We start from the raw sequence: 20,653 nt of genomic DNA on the forward strand, positions 1-20,653 counted from the left end.
CGGCCGGGCCGGCGGCACGTGAGAGGGGTTCGCGGAGGTTCGGGGCGCGCGATCCCGGACCGGTCAGGCGTGCGGGCCGCGCACGCTCTCGACCATCCGGGCGATGGTCTCGATCGAGTAGAAGTTCTTCGGCGTCAGGCTGGCCGGCGGGATCATGATGTCGAACTCCGCCTCGACCGCGACCATCAGGTTGACGAGGTCGAGGGAGGACAGGCCGACATCGACCAGGGCGTCCGATCGGCCGAATTCCGGCTTGATCGCGTGGCGGGCGGCGATCGCGCAGGCGAGGCCCATGGTGCGATCCGCGACGCTTGCAGTCACCGCTTGCGACATTGTCCTAATTCCCCTCGACCTGTTCCGGATGCGCCGGCGTCTGATTGTTCGGCTCAACGACAACTTGTTTTATTGAAAATACTGATTCGTATTATATGAGAAAAGTGCGTTTTGATCTTAAATACTTCCTTGGTTAATCTGCTGCATTCGGAGTGCATGCGGGCATCCGCAGGTTCTTTCAACGATTCACTCCGGTGAAAGCCTGATGAAGCGCCCGTTGCCATAGGCGAGTCCGGGTCTTTCCACCCGGCTCAGCCGCACCTCGCGAACGGCGCCCAGCAGGATGGCGTGGCTGTGCCGCTCGATGACCTCGTCCAGGGTGCAATCGACGATGGCCTGTGCCTCGGTGAGACCGGAGGCGCCCGATTTCATGATGCTCCAGTCCGCGTCGCGATAGCGGGCGGCGCCCCGCACCCCGCCGATCCCGGCGAAGCGCTCCGCGATCGCCTGCTGCCCGGCGCCGAGGATGCTGACGCAGAAGTGCCGCCGCCGGGCGATGACCGGCCAGGTCGAGGCGCGGCGATCGACGCAGACCAGCATGGTCGGCGGATCGACCGAGAGCGAGACCGCCGAGGTCGCGGTGAACCCGACCCGGTCCTCGCCGATGCCGGCGGTGACCACGACGACCCCGCCGACGAGGCGGCGCATCGCCTGCTTGAGGAGGGCCCCGTCGGCGAGCGGCGGGGGGAGCAGCGCGGCGGCGGCCATCACGCGCTCCGTCCCTGGCTCGAACCGACGACGGTATGCGGGCCGGCCGGAAGGCGGGATATCGGTGATCTCCGGGGCGCGCTCATCGTTCGCAATCCGTTCGGCGGGCTGAAATCGAGCCTGGTGAAACCTGTCCGCTCCGGGCCGGTCGAAACCGGACGTTATCGGTTCATCGCTATGTCGTTGCCTGTCCTTGCGGCGTGTCTGTGCAAGTCCAGGGCCCGGCCGATGGGGCCGGAAACTGTGCAGTTCCGGTACGAACCGCAGGATGTGCAAAGGGGCCGGTCCCGATCCGGGACGCGCCCGGCCGTCAAGCGAGATCCGATCGATGTCCCGAAGCGCCGAACCCGCCCTGCCCGCCGCCCGCCGCGGGCGGAACGCCGCCCAGGCGCTCGTGGAGCAGCTCGCGGCCAACGGCGTCACCCACGTCTTCGCGGTGCCCGGCGAGAGCTACCTGCCGGTGCTCGACGCGCTCTACGAATCAGGCATCGCCCTCACCGTCTGCCGCCAGGAGGGCGGGGCGGCGATGATGGCGGAGGCTCACGGCAAGGCGACGGGCCGGCCCGGCATCTGCTTCGTCACCCGCGGGCCGGGGGCGACCAACGCGTCGGCCGGCATCCACATCGCCCAGCAGGATTCGACGCCGATGATCCTGTTCGTCGGCCAGATCGAGCGGGGCCTGCGCGACCGCGAGGCGTGGCAGGAGATCGATTACCGCGCCGCCTTCGGGCCGATCGCGAAATGGGCCACCGAGATCGAGACCGGAGCGCGCGTGCCGGAATACGTCTCCCGCGCCTTCCACACCGCCACCGGCGGGCGGCCGGGCCCTGTCGTGATGGCGCTGCCCAAGGACATGCTGAAGGATGCCGCAGAGGGTCCGCTGGCGCCCCCGTTCGAACCGGTGGAGGCGGCTCCCGGCGCGGAGGATCTGGAGCGGCTCTCCGCTCTGCTCGCCGAGGCCGAGCGGCCGTTCCTCGTGCTCGGCGGCAGCCGCTGGACCGAGCAGGCCTACGCCGACATCCGGCGCTTCGCCGAACGCTTCGACCTTCCCGTGGCCACGAGCTACCGGCGGCTGCCGCTGTTCGACCCGCTGCACCCGAGCTATGCCGGCGATCTGGGGCTCGCCGCCAATCCGAAGCTGGTGGCGCGGGCGAAGGCCGCCGACCTGATGATCGTGCTCGGCGGGCGCCTCGGCGAGGTTGCGAGCCAGACCTACTCGCTCCTCGACATCCCGGCGCCCCGCACCCGGCTCGTCCACATCCATCCCGGATCGGAGGAACTCGGGCGGGTCTACGTGCCCCATCTCGGCATCACCGCCGCGCCCGCGCGCATGGCGGCGGCGCTGGCGAAGCTCGCGCCGCCCGCCGCGCGGCCCTGGGCCGAGGCGACGCGCGCCGCGCACGCCGAATACCTGGCGTGGTCGGAGGTGCCGACGCCGCAGCCCGGCCCGGTCAATCTCGGCGAGGTGATGGTGCGCCTGCGCGAGGCGCTGCCGGAGGACGCGATCCTGTGCAACGGCGCGGGCAACTACGCCGCCTGGATCCACCGATTCTACCGCTTCCGCCGCCTCGCCACCCACATGGCGCCGACCTCCGGCTCGATGGGCTACGGCGTGCCGGCGGCGGTCGCGATGAAGCGGATCTTTCCCGACCGCACGGTGATCTCGATCAACGGCGACGGTGACTTCCTGATGAACGGCCAGGACTTCGCCACCGCCGTGCAATACGGCCTGAACATCGTCTGCATCGTCGCCGACAATGCGAGCTACGGCACGATCCGCATGCATCAGGAGCGGGACTTCCCCGGCCGCGTCTGCGCCACCGACCTCGTGAACCCGGATTTTGCAGCTTACGCCCGCGCCTTCGGCGGCGTCGGCTTCACCGTGGAGCGCACGGAGGATTTTGCCGCCGCTCTGGACGAGGCGCTGGCGGCGCGGCGCCCGGCGATCATCCACGTGAAGATGTCGGTCGACGCGATCGCGCCGGGCATGAGCCTCACGGCGATCCGTGAGCGGGCGCTGGCGGGGGGATGAGACAGGAGCCCTCCCCTTCGCGGAGACGGATCTTCGTCGGGCGGACGGGGGAGCGTCGACGTGACGGCGCCCGGTAGCTCGCCCTCGATCCGATCGGCCGCACGTTCCTAAGTCGGGAGAAGGGGGCGGCTACTTCGTCGGAACGCGCTCGCAGCTCGGTTCCTGGCGTGGAGCGGAGTTTGCCTCAACCCACCGATGGATCAGGACCCGCGCCTGCCGGGTCCGGACGCAGCATGCGGTGGCAGACAGATTCGGCTCCGACGCCGATCGCGGCGCCAGCCAGGACGTCGATCGGAAAATGCGCCCCGCGGACGACCTGTATGGCCGCGACGCCGACGGCGGCGGCATACGCCGCTTCCGCAAGGCCGGGAGAGGTGCGCGCCACCGACCGAGCGACGGCAAAGCTCAGCGCCGCATGCCCTGAAGGAAAGGATTGCCAGGGGCCGATGCCGGTCCCAGGCCAGCCTCGAGCGTAGCGCCCCTCGTCCATCAGCACGTTGGGACGGGTGCGGTGGACGCTCCGCTTGAGCGTCGTCTTGACGATGCTGGCCGCGATGCCGGCGGCGAGCATGTTGCGTCCAGCCTCGGCGAGACCGCGATTGCCGGCGATCGTCCCGCAAGCCAGAACCGTAACCGACAAGGCGAGAAGAGATTGCCAGCTTCCGACCTCGCCGACTGATCCGAGGGCGCGATTGGCCGGATGATCCTTCGTTCGAGCGAGCGAGATCCCCGTTGCGACATCAATCGCCTCGATCTTGCCGGCCAATCTGGCGGTTCGGGCGCGGAGCGGATGTCTGGAGGTCTTCGAAAGCATGGCCCTAAACGCAGCCGATCGGGAATCGTTCTCGGCACCATGGCTGGATCAGCGATGGCCCACCGGTCAGAGCGTCAAGCCTCAGATCCGAACGGCCGTTCGTCAGGATCTGGCCTGAAGCGCACTGCTGAGGCATCGAAGCGCTTGGCCGAAAAAGATTGGCGAACAGCCATTGGCGGCTGGTCCGAAGCGTCAGGTTTGAAGCGCTACGACAGCCGGCCGTGCGCGAAATCCCAGTAGAGCTGGCGCGCCTGCCTAAACATCGGACCCGGCTCGAAGCGCCTGTCGTCGAGCCCGGTGACGGGGGCGACCTTGGCGAAGTTGCCGGCGGTGAAGACTTCGTCGGCGCTCAGGAAGTCCTCGTAGCGCAGCGTCTTCTCCACCACCTCGACGCCGGCCCCGCGCAGCAGCGCGATGACGCGGGCGCGGGTGATGCCGGCCAGGAAGGTGCCGTTCGGGACCGGCGTGTACACCACGCCGTCTTGCGCGAAGAAGGCGTTGGCGTTGGCGAATTCCGCGACGTTGCCGAGCCCGTCGAGCATCAGGCAATTGCCGAAGCCGCGCGACAGCGCCTCGGTCAGCGCCCGCGCCCCATTGGGATAGAGGCAACCTGCCTTGGCGTCGACGGGGGCCACCTCGATCGACGGGCGGCGGAACGGCGAGAGCGTCGCCTTGATGCCCGACGGCAGCGGCATCGGCGCGGTGTAGAGCGACAGGCACCAATTGGTGGAGGCGGGATCGAAGCGCACGCCGCCGGCGAAGCCGCTCTCGGCCCAGTACATCGGCCGGATGTAGAGTTCGGCGTCCGGCGCGAAGCGCGTCAGCCCCTCGGCGACGAGGCGGGCCCATTCCTCGACCGCGACCTTCGGCGTCAGCCCGAGGGCGGTGGCCGAGCGGTTGACCCGGGCGAGGTGCAGGTCGAGATCGGGCGTGACGCACTCAAAGGCGCGGGCGCCGTCGAACACCGTCGAGCCGAGCCACGCGCCGTGGGTGCGCGGCCCCATGATCCGGACATTGCCGGGATGCCACGCGCCCTCGAAGAACGTCCAGGTATCGTGGTCCGGCATCGTCATCGCGTCCGATCCTCTGCGCAAGCCTGTCTCAGGCGGCTTCGAGCTGCCCGCCGGAGCCGGCGCGGCGGTTCAGCATCCGCTTGGCCTTGCCGGCGGCGCGCAGGGCCAGCGCCACGACCTTCGGCTGGGTCTTGCGGCAGAAGGCGACCTTCCGCACGTAGCTCTCGACGTGCCAGTGGCAGACCGCGCCGCGGGGGATGAACAGCACGTCGCCGGCCTTGAAGGTCTTCGGCGGCGAGACGCCGTCGCTGATCGTCGCCGAGCCCTCGATGAAGTGGATCGTCTCGTCGATGTCGTAGTGCCACTCGAACCGCCCGGCGGTGCAGTCCCAGACCAGGGTCCAGGCCATGCCGTCTGCGCTGCGCGAGAGCATGGTGTTGCGGGCCACCGGCCGTCCCTCGTGGATCCAGCTCGGCTCGATCGGGGCGGAGCGCAGCTCGCCCGAGGTCACGGACGGAATCATCGCTGTGGTCGACACGGCATCCTCGCTGTGGGGGCTGGCGCCCGGATTCGCACCGGTGGCGTTCGCTCGAATCGAAAGCACGGTGGTGACTGGATCACAAGTCGATCCTGGCAATATGACTAACGACGATGGGCGCGAAGACTGCTGATCTCCGCGTATGGGCGTTATTCGATAGGTTAGATCCGATTTGGCACGCCTGATCCGTTTCGGGACGGGTGGCGATCATCGATCCTGCTCATGGACAAAGCGGGCGGGCGGCGCCGCGACACCGGGTCGAGGATTGTTGCCCCTCTCCGCGCCGAGGCGCCGGCCGGGGTCCGCGTCGGTTCCGCGCGCGGTCGAAGGCCGGCCCCTGCCATCCCGTTCCGGTACGGCGAAGCCTGGTCCCGGCCTTGCTCACGGGGCTCCAACCCTGCGGTTCCGGGACGGCTTCACACCATGCGCAGCGAAACGATCGCCCTCCATGCCGGCTTCGAGCACGACCCGGCGACGCATGCGGTCGCGGTGCCGATCTACCAGAGCGTGGCCTACGCCTTCGACAGCGCCGACCACGGCGCCGCCCTGTTCAACCTGGAGGAGGAGGGCTTCCGCTACAGCCGGATCGCCAACCCCACGGTGGCGGTGCTGGAGCGGCGCGTGGCGGAATTGGAGGGCGGCCATTCGGCGCTCGCCGTCGCCTCGGGGCAGGCGGCCCTGCACTACGCCATTGCGACGCTCGCCGATCACGGCGGCAACATCGTCGCGGTGCCCCAGCTCTACGGCACGACGCACACACTGCTCGCCCATGTCCTGCCGCGGCAGGGCATCACCTGCCGCTTCGCCGCGAGCGACCGGGCCGAGGACATCGCGGCGCTGATCGATGGCGACACCCGCGCCGTCTACTGCGAGTCGATCGGCAATCCCGCCGGCAATATCTGCGATATCGAGGCGCTGGCGGCGGTTGCCCACGCCCACGGCGTGCCGCTCGTGGTCGACAACACCGTGCCGACCCCGATCCTGATGCGGCCGATCGATTACGGGGCCGACATCGTCATCGCCTCGCTCACCAAGTTCATGGGCGGCCACGGCACCACGCTCGGCGGCATCATCGTCGATTCCGGGCGCTTCGACTGGACGGCGCAGCCCGACCGCTTTCCGATGTTCACGCGGCCCGACGCCTCCTATCACGGTCTCGTCTACGCCGAGCATTTCGGCCCCGGCGCCTTCGCCGCGCGGGCGCGCAGCGTCTACCAGCGCACCACCGGCGCGGTGCTGCCGGCGATGTCCGCCTTCCTGCTGCTGCAGGGCATCGAGACGGTGGCGCTGCGGGTGGAGCGCCATGTCGAGAACGCGCGCAAGGTCGCCGAGTACCTGCGGGCGCACCCGCACATCGCCTGGGTGAACTATGCCGGCTTCCCCGACAGCCCGAACCACGCGATGGCGCGCAAGTACCTCAAGGGCGAGGGCTCCTCGCTCCTGACCTTCGGCGTCGCGGGCGGGTTCGAGGGCGGCAAGGCGTTCTACGATGCGCTGAAGCTGGTGAAGCGCCTCGTCAATATCGGCGACGCCAAGTCGCTCGCCTGCCACCCGGCCTCGACCACCCACCGCCAGATGACCCGCGACGAGCAGCGGGTCGCGGGCGTGCTGCCGGAGACGATCCGGCTCAGCGTCGGCATCGAGCATATCGACGACATCCTCGAAGACCTCGACCAGGCGCTCGCGGCGGCCGTCCCCGCCGCGCTCGCGGCCTGACGTCGTTCCTCACCGTTTGAGGGGAGATCCGCTATGCTGGACCACGGCACCTCGATCCTGCCCGCGAGCCGCCCCGTCGCGGAGACGGAACTCGACGGCCTCGCCGGCGCCCCGTGGTCGGAGCCAGCGCATCCCGAGCGGATCCTGCGGGTCGGCCTCCTCAACAACATGCCCGATGCCGCCCTGATGCAGACGGAGCGGCAGTTCCGGCGCCTGATCGGTCCCGGCGTCGAGTTGCGCCTGTTCAGCCTCGACACCGTGCCGCGGGGGCCGCTGGCCCGCGCCCATCTCGATCGCTTCTACGCGTCGCACGAGGCGCTGGCCGGGGCCGGGCTCGACGCGCTCGTCGTGACCGGCGCCGAGCCGAAGGCGAGGCACCTCGCCGACGAGCCGTTCTTCGCAGCTCTCGCGGCGGTGGTGGATTGGGCGGAGGCGCAAGGGATCCCAACCCTATTCTCCTGCTTCGCCGCCCATGCGGCGGTGCTGCATCTCGACGGCATCGAGCGGCGGCCGCTGCCGGCCAAGTATTCCGGCGTCTACGCCTGCCGGGTGGTGGCCGAGCACCCGCTGCTGGCGGGGATGCCGGCGAGTATGCCGGTGCCGCATTCGCGCTGGAACGACCTTCCCGAGGCGGCACTGGCGGCCCGCGGCTACCGCATCCTGCGCCGCTCGGACGCGGTCGGGGTTGATCTGTTCGTTCGTGACGGGGCGGGCGGCGCCCCGATGGTCTTTCTCCAGGGCCATCCGGAATACGACGCCGACACCCTGGCCCGCGAGTACCGCCGGGATGTCGGCCGCTTCCTCGAGGGCGAGCGCGAGACCTGCCCTTCGCTTCCCGAGAACTACTACACCGACGAGTCGGTCGCCTGTCTCGAGGCCTTCGCGGCGATGGCGCGGGCCGACCGTGCGCCGGCCCTGCATGCCGACTTCCCGACGATCGCCGAGACACCCGCCCGGCCGGCCGGCTGGCCGGAGGGCGCCGCCGGGCTGTTCCGCAACTGGCTCGCGCTGGTCTCGGCCCGCACCGCCGCGCTCGCCGCCTGAGGTCGCCCGCGATGGATCTCTCGTCGTCCGAACGGCCCTCCCCCGATCCGCGCCCCGATAGCCCGGAGCCGGAGAGCGCGGCGCTTCCCCCGCCGCGGACCTCCTCCACCGCCGGCTGGCTCGGCGCCCTCGCCCGCACGGCGCGGATCGACGCGCAGCCGGAGCGCATCTTCCCCCTCGTCCTCGACGCGATCGCCGATGAGCGTGGGTCGGCTCCGGCCCTGATCGGCCGTGACGAGACCCTGAGCCACAGCGAACTGGCCGAGCGCCGCAACCGCTACGCCCGCTGGGCCCTGGCCCGCGGGCTCGCCAAGGGCGACACCGTCGCCCTGCTGATGCGGAATTGTCCGGATTATCTCGCGGTCTGGCTCGGGCTGACCCGCGTCGGCGTCTGCGTCGCGCTGCTCAACACCAACCTGCGCGGCGCGGGCCTCGCCCATTGCATCGCCGTCGCCGCGCCCCGGCTCGTCATCGTCGCCGCCGACCCTGCCGAGGCCTTGGAGGGTGCCCTGCCCCACCTCGCCGAGAGGCCGGAGATCGTGTGGCAGGGGGGCGATGCGGACGGCACCCTCGCGGCGGCCTCGGCGGCGTTCTCCGGTGCGCCGCTCGGCCCCGACGAGGCGCCCTCCGTCACTCTGCGCGACCCGGCGCTCCTGATCTACACCTCCGGCACCACCGGTCTGCCCAAGGCCGCGCGGGTGAGCCACCACCGGGTGATGATGTGGACCCACTGGTTCGCCGGCCTGATCGACCCGACGCCGGAGGACCGGATGTACGATTGCCTGCCGCTCTACCACAGCGTCGGCGGCGTGGTGGCGCCGGGCTCGGTGCTGCTCGGCGGCGGCTCCGTCGTCCTCCGCGAAAAGTTCTCCGCCAGCCGGTTCTGGGCCGACGTGGCCGAGACCGGCGCGACCCTGTTCCAGTATATCGGCGAGCTGTGCCGCTACTTGACGCTGGCTGCCCCCGATCCGGTCGAGGCCCGGCACCGCCTGCGGCTCTGCACCGGCAACGGGATGCGGCCGGAGGTCTGGGAGGCGTTCCAGGCCCGCTTCGGCATCCCCCGCATCCTCGAATTCTACGCCGCGACCGAGGGCACGCTCTCGCTCTACAATGTCGAGGGCCGGATCGGCGCGGTCGGGCGCGTGCCCTCCTTCATGGCGAGGCGCTCGCCGGCCCTGATCGTGCGCCACGATCCGGCGACGGGCCTGCCCGCCCGCGATTCAGCGGGGCGCTGCATCCCCGCCGCGTCCGGCGAGGCGGGCGAGCTGCTCGGCCGGCTCTCGGACAAGGCGGAATACACCTTCGAGGGCTATACCAGCGCTGCCGAGAGCGCGCGCAAGGTGCTGCGCGACGTGGTCGAGCCCGGCGATGCCTGGATGCGCACCGGCGACCTGATGCGCCGCGACGCGCAGGGCTTCTTCTACTTCGTCGACCGACTCGGCGACACCTTCCGCTGGAAGGGCGAGAACGTCGCCACCACGGAGGTCGCCGACGCGCTCCACCGCGTCGCGGGCGTGCGCGAGGCCAATGTCTACGGCGTCGCCGTGCCGGGCGCCGAGGGCCGGGCGGGCATGGCGGCGCTCGCGGTCGGGCCCGATTTCGATCTCGCGCAGCTTCACGCGGAGATGGAGAGCCGGCTGCCGGCCTATGCCCGGCCGCTGTTCCTGCGCCTGAGCGACGAACTCGGCCACACCGAGACCTTCAAGCAGAAGAAGGGCGCGCTGGCCGAGGACGGCTTCGACCCGGACCGCACCGACGACCCGCTCTACATCGACCGCGACGGCGCCTACCGCCGGATCGATCGAGCGCTCTACGTGCAGATTACTGGCGGAACGCTGCGTCTGTAGCGCGCATCGATCCAAATTTCGAAAGGACGAGTCCTTTCGCGGGTCCAGGCCAGAGCCCTGGTTGAAGGGAAGCCGGGGCGCTGCCCCGGCACCCCGCCAAAGGGATGATCCCTTCGGGGTCCCGCATTCAGGCCGGCTGCAGCCTGCCGAGCGGCACAGGCCGTGCCCGGCCTCACCCGGCGCGATGCTGATCATCGGGCAGACGACAAGGCCGAGCTGCAGGCTGACGGTGAGCAGCACCGCGATCCAGGCTGTCGAGAACAGGCCGAACGCCTCCAGACCCAGGCTATGCGCGAGCATGATGGTGGTGGCGAGGCTGCACGCATTCCTGGCGATCCGTGGCGCGGTGCCTGTCCTGATCATGATCCGCGGACCGGCTCAGGATGCTTCGCTTCCGAAAGCAGTTCTCGCCGCTCTTCCGAGTGAAGTGGACTTCGAGGGGCATCTGTGTTCATGGATTTCGGCCTCGAACTGTCCTGCTCGCTGGGGAAATTTGGTCATGGAATGGGTTTTCGTGGCCGCCGTAATCCTCCTGCTGATCTGGATCGTCGTCACCTACAACGGGCTCGTCGCCCTCCGTCAGCGCACGGCACAGGCCTTCGGCGACATTGATGTCCAGTTGAAGCAGCGCCACGATCTCGTTCCGAACCTTGTCGAGACCGTGCGTGGATACGCCACTCACGAGAAGGGCACGCTCGATGCGGTGATCCAAGCGCGCAACGCCGCCGCGGCGGCCCGCGGCCCCGATCAGGTGGCGCATAGCGAGGGGGCGCTGCAGGCTTCGCTCGGACGTCTGGTCGCCCTGGGCGAAGCCTATCCCGACCTCAAGGCGAACACGAATTTCCTCACGCTTCAGGGGCAGCTCGCGGAGATCGAGGATAAGCTCGCGGCGGCCCGGCGCTTCTTCAACAACGCGGTCGCAGAGTACAACGCCGCCATCGCGGCGGTGCCCGCCGTCCTCTTCGCGGCCCCCCTGGGCTTCATGCCCAGGCCGTTCTTCGACGTCGGCGAGGGCGCGCGCCCGTCGCTCGATGTCCCGCCCCGGGTCGCGTTCTGAGTGCGCCTCCGGCCTCGCGATGCTGCCCGCCTACGGCCTCTACACCCACATCCGCGCGAACGAGGTCCGGTCCCGCACCCTCCTCCTCGGCCTGTTCGTCCTCAATCTCGTGCTGGCCTACGGCGTGGCCCTCGTCGTGCGGGCGATGCAGGCCGCCCTGCCGGTTGGAACGGTCTCCGGCTTCGGCGCCTATCTGCGCGCGGCGATGCATGACCTTGTCTGGGTCGGGCCGCTGGCCGTCGCCGGAACCGTCCTCTGGCTCTTCGTCGCCTTTCACGCTCACCAAGCCCTCGTTTCCGGCGTGGTCGGCGCCCGCCTGCTGGCGCGGCCGGAGGCGCCCGGCCTGCATCGCCTGCTCGAAGACCTGTGCATCTCGCGGGGCATCACCGTCCCGGCGCTGCAGATCGTGGACGATTCCGCGCTGAACGCCTACGCCACGGGCCTCAACCCGCAGCAATACGCGATCACGGTGACGACCGGCCTCATGGCAGCGCTCGATGCCCGGGAGATGCGGGCGGTGCTTGCCCATGAATTGACCCATATCCGCAACGACGACGTGCGGACGATGATGCTGGCCGTCGTGATCGCGGGCCTCTACGCCTTCGTGGCGGAGGGGATGGCCCGGGCCGACCTGATGCGCGCGCCAGCGCAGGGCGACGGCAAGAGGACGGGCGCCGTCCCGGCGATGCTCCTCGGTGCGGCGCTGATCGTGCTCGCCTGGGTCCTGTCCCAGGCGATCCGCTTCGCCCTCTCGCGCAGCCGCGAATACGTCGCGGATGCCGGAGCGGTGGAATTGACCAAGGATCCGGACGCGCTGATCTCGGCGCTTCTCAAGATCTCCGGGCGCGGCGATCTGGTGCGCGCACCCTCCGGGGTCATGGAACTCTGCTTCGACAATCCGCGCTCGGGTTTTCTCGACCTGCTGGCGACCCATCCCCCGGTCGAGGACCGGATCGGTGCGATCATGCGCTACGCCGGCGGACGGATGCCGTGGGGAGCCTGAGCGCAAACGAGATCCGGTCCATCGATCGCTGCAAGGCGGGTTCGAGCTGCTCCCGAACACCGCGCGGGCCCGCCGATACGGGCTCCGCTGCGATCGACCATGGTCTGAATCAGGGCGTTCTCACCATCTCGAGCGGCTTGCCGCCCTCCCTCTTGGCAAAGCTCTCGGGTCCCGACGGTTCAAGGCTCAGGGACGTTTCCGGCTTGCCGTAGAGCATCAGCGTGAAGTCCTCGACGCGGACCGAGTCGAGCTTGAGCCGCGCGATGGCGGGATCGCAGGGCGTGCCGGTCTTGAGCGTCAGTTCGGTCTCGCCGTCCTTCGGCGACCGCGCGAGGGTGAGCGGGCACAGACTCGGTCCGCCGGGGCGGCGAAGCACCCACGATCCAACGAGGGCGGGGGCGTAGGGCGCGCGCTCGACGCCGGGCTTGGTCCGGACCATGAAGTGGACCGGCGGCGCCTCGAACGACGTCTTCATGATCGTGGTCTCGTCCTCCCCGAATTCGAGGAGCATTTTGCCGTCCGGGGCGAAGAGGCGGATGCCGGACTGGTAGTCCCAGGCGCTCGCCCGTGCCACGGCCGGCAGGCGCGCGGCGCAGGCCTCGGCGGGGGTCGCCCGCCACAGCTTGCCCGCAGGCTCGGCCGACAGCGTCACGCGGCATCCCGGCCGGCCATCATCGGTGGCGATGAGCCACTCGCCGACGCTGTCCTTGATGAAGGAGGGGGTGGGAGCGGCTCCGGCCCCGGAGCTTGATGCGAGCAGGAGGATCGCGGCGAGGAGCCGGTCGCGCATGAGAGGCCTGTCAGTTCTGCTTGACCAGTTCGACGCGCCGGTTCTTGGCGCGGCCTTCCTCGGTCTCGTTGCTCGCCAGTGGCGCGGCCATGCCGACTCCCTGCGCCGCCATGCGGCCTGCCGGGATGCCTGCACTCGTCAGAGCGGCGACGACCGCCTGGGCGCGGCGGCGCGAGAGATCGAGATTGTAGTCGATCCCCGCTTGGTTATCGGTGTGCCCGACCACGAGAACCTTCGTCGCGGGGGCGCCGCGCAGAAAGCTCACCAGTTCCGCGAGTTGCGGCCGGCTCTCCGGCTTGATGTCGGCCTTCGCCGTGTCGAACTGGATGGCGTAGAGCGCGACGCGGCCCTCCTGCGCGAGCCCCTGCCCCATCGCGCTGGCGGCGGTCGTTTCCATCCGCTGTTCGCGCTTGGCGGTCTCCACCGTGACGACCAGGGTCACCAGCCGGCCGACCCAGGCCTTGCAGTTCGAGCCGGCGGACACGTCGCCGACGGTCCAGGCCAGCACCGCCGCCTTCCCGCCCGCCTTGGGCAGGTCGAGCAGGGTGTAGCGCTGGCCGGAGCGGTCCTCCTGCAGCACGCACTCGGTCCACGGCCCGGCGATCATGTCGTAGGGATAGAGCATGTGGATGATGCCGGTCTTGCTGCCGCCGGAGCGCGCCGCCTTCACGGCCGAGCCGCCGCACGCGTCGCCGCTGCACTCGAACAGCACGCTGCCGCCCGCATCCTTGACCGCCTGCTGATAGCCTCGCACGACCTCGAGGGCCGAGCGGCCTTCCGGCTGCAGATAGCTCATCCGCGTGAGCCGTCCCTCGACGGTCAGGGGCTCCGGGGGCAGGTAGACGTCGTTGTTGTGAGCGTCCACCTTGTCGGATTGCCGCTCCAGCGGTGCGTTCGGAAGACGGATCTCGTCGAAGGCGCTGTCCCGGCTCTCCAGCAGGATCCCGCCGGCATAGCGGGGCAGGACCGATGCATCGCGCGCGCCGGGGGCATCGCCGGGCGGGATCGCGCCCGCCTTGAGCGGCGGCGAGGCTGGCCGCGCCGGCGGCGGCCCCGCCGCCATCAGCAGCAGCGCGGCGCATGCGAACAGGCGCTTCATCGTATCCTCGTCGTCAGTCCGGCCGTGGCGTATACTGACTTCGCTGCGATTCGACAAATCAATGCTGCGAGCGGCGACGCGGAATAAGATTGATCATTGAGGTAGAATTTTTTTATTTGAATAAATATTCCGGCATATTTCATAAATTTCAAGTATTTTGCGGCAAAATGCCCTTTGTGGATGTGACGTTTTGATCTGAATTTTTTAAATTTCTGTATTCAATCGCTTATAAGATTAAAATCGATCAGATGGGAAGGTTCGCGTCGATTGAGCGCGGGATCGAATGCCGGTTTCGGCCGCTCGACGCCGCGCGTTGATCGATGGCGGTGCCGAGCTGAGCCATGCTGCTCGACCGTCGCAGGTTCACGGCTCCGGCGGCGCGCCCGGATTCTTCTCGGTGCGGTCGCGATGGGCAGCGGCGCGGGCGAGCAGCAGCATCGTCACCGGCGTCGTGAGCGTGATGAACAGGCCGATCAGCGTATCGCGGAGGACGATGTGACCCTCGACGAACGAGAGCAGCAGCATCGAGCCGGCCAGGATGAGGAAGGCGCCCAGCGTCGCTCCGAGCGTCGGGGCATGGACGCGCTCGTAGAAGGACTTCAGGCGGATCAGCCCCAGCGCCCCGGTCAGCGAGAAGCCGGCGCCGCCGACCGCCAGCACCACGACGATCCAGGCTACCCAGGCGGGCAGGTCGGGACCGTTCATTGGATCACCTCGCCCTGCATCAGGAACTTGGCCAGCGCTACCGTGGCGGTGAAGCCGATCATGCCGAGGATCAGTGCTGCCTCGAAATAGAGCCCGCTGCCGGTGCGCATGCCGTGGACGACGATCGCCAGCATGCCGTTGAGGTAGAGCGTGTCGAGGCCGAGGATGCGGTCCTGGGCGCGGGGGCCGCGCAGCATCCGCCACGCGGCGAGCGCCATCGCCAGCACCAGCATGCCTTGGGCGAGGCCGAGGCCCCAGTCGAGGACGGCGGCGGCGCTCACGCGAAGATCTCCATCAGTGGACGCTCGTAGCGGTCCTTGACGCGGCGGACCCAGCCCTCGCTGTCGGTGTCGTCGAGGAGGTGCATGAGCAGGCGCCCGGTATGGGAATCGTACTGGACCCAGAGGGTGCCGGGCGTGGCGGTCAGAATGATCGACAGCACCGACAGGCCGAAGGACGACCGCATGTCGAGGGGGACCGAGACGAAGCCGGTGCGCCGCTCGCCGCGGTGCAGGCCGAGGATGATGCTGGCGACGTCGAGGTTGGAGCGCAGCATGTCGTAGAGCACGGTGAACAGCAGCCGGACGGCGAGGCCGGGTCGGCGGACCCGGACCGGCGCGGGGCGCAGCGCCCGCATCACCGCGGGCACGGTCAGCCCGATCAGGAGCGCGAGCACGATGTTGCCCGGGCTCGGAGGCGCGTTCAGCACCAGCCACATCAGGGTGAGGCCGGCGGAAAGGAAGGGATGGGGCAGCACGGTGCTCACGATCCCGCTCCCGCCTTGCTTCGAGCGGCATCCTTGCCGGCCCCGGTACTGGCACCTTTGCCCGCACCCGAGTCGAGCACGGCGCGGACATAGTCCTGCGGTTGCGACAGCCAGCGCACCGTGGCCTCGGTGTAGGCCAGCGCCGGCCCGGCCCAGAGAGCGAGCGCCACGCAGGCCGCGAGCAGGACGCTCAGGCTCGCGAGTTCCGGCGAGCGCAGCACCGGGGGCGGGTCGTCGTGCGGCACCCAGAGGCTGAAGATTCCGAGGCGGACCAGAGGAATCAGGGTGCCGAGGCTCGACAGCGTGAGCACGGCGATCAGCCACCAGGCCGCGGCGGTCATCGTGCCGGAGGCGAGGCCCGAGAACATCGCGAGCTTGCCGACGAAGCCGGCGAGCGGCGGAATGCCGGCGAGCATCAGCGTGCAGAGCAGGAAGCCGCCGCCGAGGATCGCCACGGCGGCGGGGATTGCCCGGCCGATTTCGGTGGCGCCGGCATCGTCGAACGGGTCGCGATACTCGTCGGCGAAGACGGGCTGCGCCGCGTCCGCCGGATCGCGGCCGCGCTGGAGGATCTCGGCCAGCAGGAACAGGGCGGCGGCGGCGAAGGTCGAGCCGACGAGGTAGTAGAGCGCGCCCGAGAGCGCCCCGTCGCTGCCTGTGCCGAGCGCCGCGAGCACGGTGCCCGAGGAGATCATCACGGCATAGCCCGCTGCCCGCGTCAGCTCGCGCGCGGCGAGGATCCCAATCGTTCCGAAGGCGATCGTCGCGAGACCGGTCGCGAGGATCCAGGTCTGGCCGAACCCCTCCGAGCTGCCGGCCCCGAACAGGAGCAGGCTCAGGCGGATCACGACGTAGACGCCGACCTTGCTGAGGATCGCCAGGATCGCCGCCGCTGGGGCCGTGGCGGCGGCGTAGGTGGTCGGCAGCCAGAAGCCGAGGGGCCAGGCGCTGCACTTGATGAGGAAGGCGACGCCGAGCACGGCGCAGCCGACCTCGAACAGCGCGGCCTCGCCGGGCGGACCGGCGAGGCGCCGGGCGAGGTCGGCCATGTTGAGCGTTCCCGTCGTGCCGTAGATCAGGCTGACGCCGACGAGGAAGAACAGCGAGGCGACGAGGTTGACGGCGATGTAACCGAGCCCGGCGCGGATGCGCGTCTCGCCCGAGCCGTGCAGCACGAGCCCGTAGGAGGCGGCCAGCATCACCTCGAAGAACACGAACAGGTTGAACACGTCGCCGGTGAGGAAGGCGCCGTTCACCCCCATCAGGAGCAGCAGGAACAGGCCGTGGAAGCGCGGTCCCGCCCGGCCCCAGCGGGCGAAGGAGAAGACGAGGGCGGACAGCCCCAGCACGCCGGACAGCGTCAGCATCATCGCCGAGAGCCGGTCGGCCACCAGCACGATGCCGTAGGGCGCGGCCCAGTTGCCGAGGCGGTAGACCTCCGGCGCCTGAGTGACCCGGGTCACGAGGACGAGGGCGGTGGCGAGCATCGCCAGCACCGTGGCGAGGCTGAGCGCCGACTTCAGGCGGTGGCGCCGCTCGTCCATCAGGAACATGGCGCCGGCGACTGCGATCGGCAGCACGATCGGCAGCACGATGAGATGGTCGGACCACAGGACCGCGCCGGGTCCGCTCAGGAGAGGCGCGGTCATGGATGCGGGTTCTCCGGTGTCGGCTCGGCGTGGTGCGGCTCGCGGCCGTCGACGTGGTCGTTGCCGGTGACGCCGCGGGCGGCGAGCAGCACGACGAGGAACAGGGCGGTGAGCGCGAAGCTGATCACCAGCGCGGTGAGCACCAGCGCCTGCGGCACCGGATCGTCGACCGAGACGACCTCGGCGCCCTTCCCCAACACCGGCGGTGCGCCGACGGTGAGCCGGCCCATGGCGAAGATGAACAGGTTGACGGCGTAGCTCAGCAGCGACAGCCCGAGCGCCACCTGGAAGGTGCGCGGGCGCAGCATCAGCCATACGCCGGAGGCGGCCAGAATGCCGATTCCGGCCGACAGCACGATCTCCATTACGCCGTCTCCTCGGCGGCCCGCTCGGCTTCCGCCTCGCTGCTGCGGGTGCGGCGCAGGGATTGGTGGGCGAGCGCCACCAGCATCAGGGCGCTCGCGCCGACCACCAGCACCATGATCCCGAGATCGAACACCAGGGCGCTCGCCGCCGGCACCTTTCCGAGCAGAGGCAGCTCCCAATAGGCGAAATAGGCGGTGAGGAAGGGCCGTCCGAACACCCAGGAGGCCGCTCCGGCCGCGACCGCGATCAGCAGGCCGAGGCCGATCCACGCGATCGGCTGGATCCGCAGGCGCTCCTCCACCCACTGCGCGCCGCAGGCCATGTATTGCAGGATGAAGGCGATGGTGAGCGCGATGCCGGCGGCGAAGCCGCCGCCGGGCAGGTCGTGCCCGCGCAGGAACAGGTGCAGCGACAGGAGGATGATGAAGGGGAACAGCCACGTCATCACCACCCGCGGCACGAGCAGCGCGTCGGCGGCGGTGTCGCCGGGCTTGCGGCCCTCGCGGGCGCGGTCATAGGCGTCGTGACTGTGCTGCTGCTTCGGCCGCTCCAAGCTGTCCGGCGCCGGGCGGAAACGGCGCAGCAGGGCGAATACCGTGAGCCCGACGATGCCGAGCACCGAGATCTCGCCCAGCGTGTCGAAGGCGCGGAAATCGACCAGCAGCACGTTGACGACGTTGCGTCCGCCGGCCTGCGGATAGGCCTCCTCGATGAACCAGCGGGCGATGCCGTCGCCGGCCGGGCGGGTCATCACCGCGTAGGCGAGCCCGGCGAGACCGAGGCCGACGCAGGCGGCGATGCAGAGATCGATGATGCGGCGGCGGCGCGCCCGCGCCCGTTCCGAGGGCGGAGCGGGGATCGCCGCGTCGCGCTTGGGCAGCCAACGCAGGCCCAGCAGCAGCATGACCGTGGTGACGATCTCGACGAGGATCTGCGTCACCGCGAGATCCGGCGCCGAGAGCCAGAGGAAGGTCAGGCTGCTCACCAGACCCGCTCCGCCGACGAAGATCGTGGCCGAGAGGCGATGGTACTTCGCCCGCTCCGCCGCGCCGACCGCGCAGGCCGCGCCGACGATCCACATCAGCGCGAAGGCCGGATCGAAGGGCGTCAGTCGGCCCGGCGCGAACAGGTCGAGCCCGCGGGCCATGCCCGCCGCGAGCGCCGCGAGGAGGGCGGCGAGGAACAGGATGCGCAGTTGCGGCTGGAGCCGCTCGGCGCCGAACCACTGCTCCAGGACGCGGGCGCCCTTGGTCAGGCCGGTCATCAGCCGCTCGAACAGCCGGCCGCCGTCGAGCCGGTCCATCAGCCAGGGACCGCCGCGGGGATTGGTGTCGATGCGCTTGCCGAACAGGACGTAGAGCAGCACGCCGCCGACGAGGGCGGTCATGCTAAGCACCAGCGGCAGGTTAAAGCCGTGCCAGATCGCCAGGCTGTAGGTCGGGGCGTCCGCGCCGAACACCGCGCTCACGGCACGCTCGAGCGCCGGACCGATGGTCAGGTTCGGCACGAGGCCGATGGCGATGCAGGTGAGGACGAGCAATTCGATCGGGATGCGCATCCACCGAACCGGCTCGTGCGGCTCGTGCGGCAGGTCGTGCGGCGGCGGGCCGAAGAAGGTCTGGCGGATGAAGCGCAGCGAGTAGAGCATGGTGAAGGCGCTGGCGAGCGTCGCCAGAACCGGCAGGGCGATGTGGATCGGGTGGTCGCCCATGTTGTCGACCGCCTCGGACAGGAACATCTCCTTGGAGAGGAAGCCGTTGAGCAGCGGCACGCCGGCCATCGCCGCGGCGGCGACCATGGCGAGCGTGCCCGTGTAGGGCATCGCCCGCCACAGGCCCGAGAGGCGGCGCATGTCGCGCGTCCCCGTCTCGTGGTCGATGATGCCCACCGCCATGAACAGCGACGCCTTGAAGGTGGCGTGGTTCACCGTGTGGAAGATCGCCGCGACCACGGCGAGCGGCGAGTTGAGGCCGAGCAGCAGCGTGATCAGCCCGAGATGGCTGATGGTCGAGTAGGCGAGCAGACCTTTCAGGTCGTGCTGGAAGATCGCGCTCCACGAGCCGACCAGCAGGGTCGCCATGCCGGCGCTGCCGACGATCCAGTACCATTGCTCGGTGCCCGAGAGCACCGGCCACAGGCGGATCATCAGGAAGATGCCGGCCTTCACCATGGTGGCCGAGTGCAGGTAGGCGCTGATCGGCGTCGGCGCCGCCATGGCGCGGGGCAGCCAGATGTGGAACGGGAATTGGGCCGACTTGGTGAGCGCGCCCATGAGCACCAGCACCAGGGCCGGCAGATAGAGCGGGCTGTTGCGGATCGTGTCGCCGGAGGCCAGCACCGTGTCGAGGTCGTAGCTGCCGACGATGCGCCCGATCAGGATCGTACCGACGAGAAGGCACAGACCGCCCGCCGCGGTGATCGTCAGCGACATCCGCGCGCCGTCGCGGGCCGCTGCGTTATCGTACCAGTAGCCGATCAGCAGGAACGAGACGATGCTCGTCAGCTCCCAGAACAGGACCAGCTGGATCAGGTTGCCGGACAGCACGATGCCGAGCATCGCGCCGACGAAGGCGAGAAAATAGGAGAACAGCCGCGGCACGGGATCGGCGGCGGCCATGTAGTAGCGCGCGTAGAGAACCACGAGCGCGCCGATGGCGAGCACCAGCACGCAGAACAACCAGGCGAGGCCGTCGAGCCGCAGCACGAGGTTGACGCCGAGGCTCGGCAGCCACTCGACCGCATGGACGACGGTGCTGCCTCCGGCCAGCTGCGGCGTCAGCGCGAGGATGCAGCCGAGGCTGGCCAGCGTCACGAATCCGGCGAGCAGGGCGGCGGCCGTGCGGGCATGGCTCGGCAGGGCTCCCGTGAGCACGGAGCCCACGAAGGGAAGGATCGCGGCGGCGGCAAGAAGAGCGTTGGACGACATCAACCCGGGCGAGATGCAGGCTCGGGAGCGGCCTGAGTGGCGAGGAGGGGCGGCGCATGCGATCGAGGCCGCTCGCCGGGGCGGGCGCGGCACTCGTGCTCGCACTTAAGGCATGCCCGAAGGCCCGGCCGCAAGTGAAGCGCGAGAAAAGGCGAAATCGATCCGATGGTTGCGCGGCGTGAGAATCCACACGTCGCCGGCCGGATCCCCCGAGCCTTGCGGGACCGCCGATCGCGCGCCCTCTCCG

19 protein-coding genes are annotated in these 20,653 nt (G+C 69.7%); 6 read left to right on the forward strand and 13 right to left on the reverse strand.

All coding sequences use genetic code 11. From position 1 onward, the window contains the following. Positions 1–63: 63 nt before the first annotated feature. Positions 64–333, reverse strand: a complete 270-nt coding sequence (locus tag MPPM_RS25040) for a phosphopantetheine-binding protein (RefSeq protein WP_096487387.1) — start codon at positions 331–333, stop codon at positions 64–66. Positions 334–519: 186 nt separating this feature from the next. Further along, positions 520–1,041, reverse strand: coding sequence for a flavin reductase family protein (locus tag MPPM_RS25045; protein WP_096487388.1), 522 nt, complete (start codon positions 1,039–1,041; stop codon positions 520–522). 328 nt (positions 1,042–1,369) lie between these two features. Between MPPM_RS25045 and MPPM_RS25050 the strand changes: the two genes are divergently transcribed. Further along, positions 1,370–3,073, forward strand: a complete 1,704-nt coding sequence (locus tag MPPM_RS25050; RefSeq protein WP_096487389.1) for a thiamine pyrophosphate-binding protein — start codon at positions 1,370–1,372, stop codon at positions 3,071–3,073. Positions 3,074–3,257: 184 nt separating this feature from the next. Here MPPM_RS25050 and MPPM_RS25055 read toward each other — a convergent pair whose 3' ends face one another. The 3 genes from MPPM_RS25055 to MPPM_RS25065 form a co-directional block, all read right to left on the reverse strand. Further along, positions 3,258–3,839: a phosphatase PAP2 family protein gene (locus tag MPPM_RS25055; protein ID WP_244573412.1), complete on the reverse strand. Its 582-nt coding sequence runs from the start codon at positions 3,837–3,839 to the stop codon at positions 3,258–3,260. Positions 3,840–4,093: 254 nt separating this feature from the next. Then, positions 4,094–4,960 (reverse strand): branched-chain amino acid aminotransferase, encoded by an 867-nt coding sequence (locus MPPM_RS25060; RefSeq protein WP_096487391.1) that lies wholly within the window; start codon positions 4,958–4,960, stop codon positions 4,094–4,096. Positions 4,961–4,988: 28 nt separating this feature from the next. After that, complete coding sequence (locus MPPM_RS25065) at positions 4,989–5,423, reverse strand: cupin domain-containing protein (RefSeq protein ID WP_096487392.1); 435 nt, start codon at positions 5,421–5,423, stop codon at positions 4,989–4,991. 438 nt (positions 5,424–5,861) lie between these two features. On the opposite strand from MPPM_RS25065, the gene MPPM_RS25070 reads away from it, so the two are divergent. From MPPM_RS25070 to MPPM_RS25095, 5 genes are all read left to right on the forward strand, one after another. Then, positions 5,862–7,154: an O-acetylhomoserine aminocarboxypropyltransferase/cysteine synthase family protein gene (locus MPPM_RS25070; RefSeq protein WP_096487393.1), complete on the forward strand. Its 1,293-nt coding sequence runs from the start codon at positions 5,862–5,864 to the stop codon at positions 7,152–7,154. A 33-nt stretch (positions 7,155–7,187) separates the two neighbouring features. After that, positions 7,188–8,198, forward strand: a complete 1,011-nt coding sequence (gene metA, locus MPPM_RS25075; protein ID WP_096487394.1) for a homoserine O-succinyltransferase MetA — start codon at positions 7,188–7,190, stop codon at positions 8,196–8,198. A gap of 11 nt (positions 8,199–8,209) precedes the next feature. Then, entirely contained in the window at positions 8,210–10,045 is a 1,836-nt protein-coding gene (locus MPPM_RS25080) for a long-chain-acyl-CoA synthetase (protein ID WP_096487395.1), read from the forward strand. Positions 10,046–10,544: 499 nt separating this feature from the next. Then, complete coding sequence (locus tag MPPM_RS25090) at positions 10,545–11,102, forward strand: LemA family protein (RefSeq protein WP_096487396.1); 558 nt, start codon at positions 10,545–10,547, stop codon at positions 11,100–11,102. 19 nt (positions 11,103–11,121) lie between these two features. After that, the gene (locus MPPM_RS25095; protein ID WP_157914289.1) at positions 11,122–12,105 is read left to right on the forward strand and encodes a M48 family metallopeptidase; all 984 of its coding nucleotides are present in this window, start codon (positions 11,122–11,124) and stop codon (positions 12,103–12,105) included. Between the two features lie 109 nt (positions 12,106–12,214). On the opposite strand, the gene MPPM_RS25100 is transcribed toward MPPM_RS25095, so the two are convergent. From MPPM_RS25100 to MPPM_RS25135, 8 genes are all read right to left on the reverse strand, one after another. Further along, positions 12,215–12,895: an AprI/Inh family metalloprotease inhibitor gene (locus tag MPPM_RS25100; RefSeq protein ID WP_096487398.1), complete on the reverse strand. Its 681-nt coding sequence runs from the start codon at positions 12,893–12,895 to the stop codon at positions 12,215–12,217. Positions 12,896–12,905: 10 nt separating this feature from the next. Next, positions 12,906–13,994, reverse strand: a complete 1,089-nt coding sequence (locus MPPM_RS25105) for an OmpA family protein (RefSeq protein WP_096487399.1) — start codon at positions 13,992–13,994, stop codon at positions 12,906–12,908. A gap of 363 nt (positions 13,995–14,357) precedes the next feature. Continuing rightward, positions 14,358–14,699, reverse strand: a complete 342-nt coding sequence (mnhG, locus tag MPPM_RS25110) for a monovalent cation/H(+) antiporter subunit G (RefSeq protein WP_096487400.1) — start codon at positions 14,697–14,699, stop codon at positions 14,358–14,360. Beyond that, positions 14,696–14,980 carry a K+/H+ antiporter subunit F gene (locus MPPM_RS25115; RefSeq protein WP_096487401.1) on the reverse strand — a complete coding sequence of 95 codons (285 nt, stop codon included), beginning with the start codon at positions 14,978–14,980 and terminating at the stop codon, positions 14,696–14,698. The genes mnhG and MPPM_RS25115 overlap by 4 nt, the downstream gene beginning before the upstream one ends. Further along, positions 14,977–15,465: a Na+/H+ antiporter subunit E gene (locus MPPM_RS25120; protein ID WP_096487402.1), complete on the reverse strand. Its 489-nt coding sequence runs from the start codon at positions 15,463–15,465 to the stop codon at positions 14,977–14,979. The genes MPPM_RS25115 and MPPM_RS25120 overlap by 4 nt, the downstream gene beginning before the upstream one ends. Beyond that, the gene (locus tag MPPM_RS25125) at positions 15,462–17,114 is read right to left on the reverse strand and encodes a monovalent cation/H+ antiporter subunit D (RefSeq protein ID WP_096487403.1); all 1,653 of its coding nucleotides are present in this window, start codon (positions 17,112–17,114) and stop codon (positions 15,462–15,464) included. Before MPPM_RS25125 ends, MPPM_RS25120 begins: the two co-directional genes overlap by 4 nt. Continuing rightward, positions 17,111–17,479, reverse strand: coding sequence for a Na+/H+ antiporter subunit C (locus tag MPPM_RS25130; RefSeq protein WP_096487404.1), 369 nt, complete (start codon positions 17,477–17,479; stop codon positions 17,111–17,113). Before MPPM_RS25130 ends, MPPM_RS25125 begins: the two co-directional genes overlap by 4 nt. Then, complete coding sequence (locus MPPM_RS25135; protein ID WP_096487405.1) at positions 17,479–20,406, reverse strand: monovalent cation/H+ antiporter subunit A; 2,928 nt, start codon at positions 20,404–20,406, stop codon at positions 17,479–17,481. Before MPPM_RS25135 ends, MPPM_RS25130 begins: the two co-directional genes overlap by 1 nt. Between the last annotated feature and the right edge of the window lie 247 nt (positions 20,407–20,653).

This window comes from Methylorubrum populi, assembly GCF_002355515.1.
GTDB lineage: Bacteria > Pseudomonadota > Alphaproteobacteria > Rhizobiales > Beijerinckiaceae > Methylobacterium > Methylobacterium populi_A.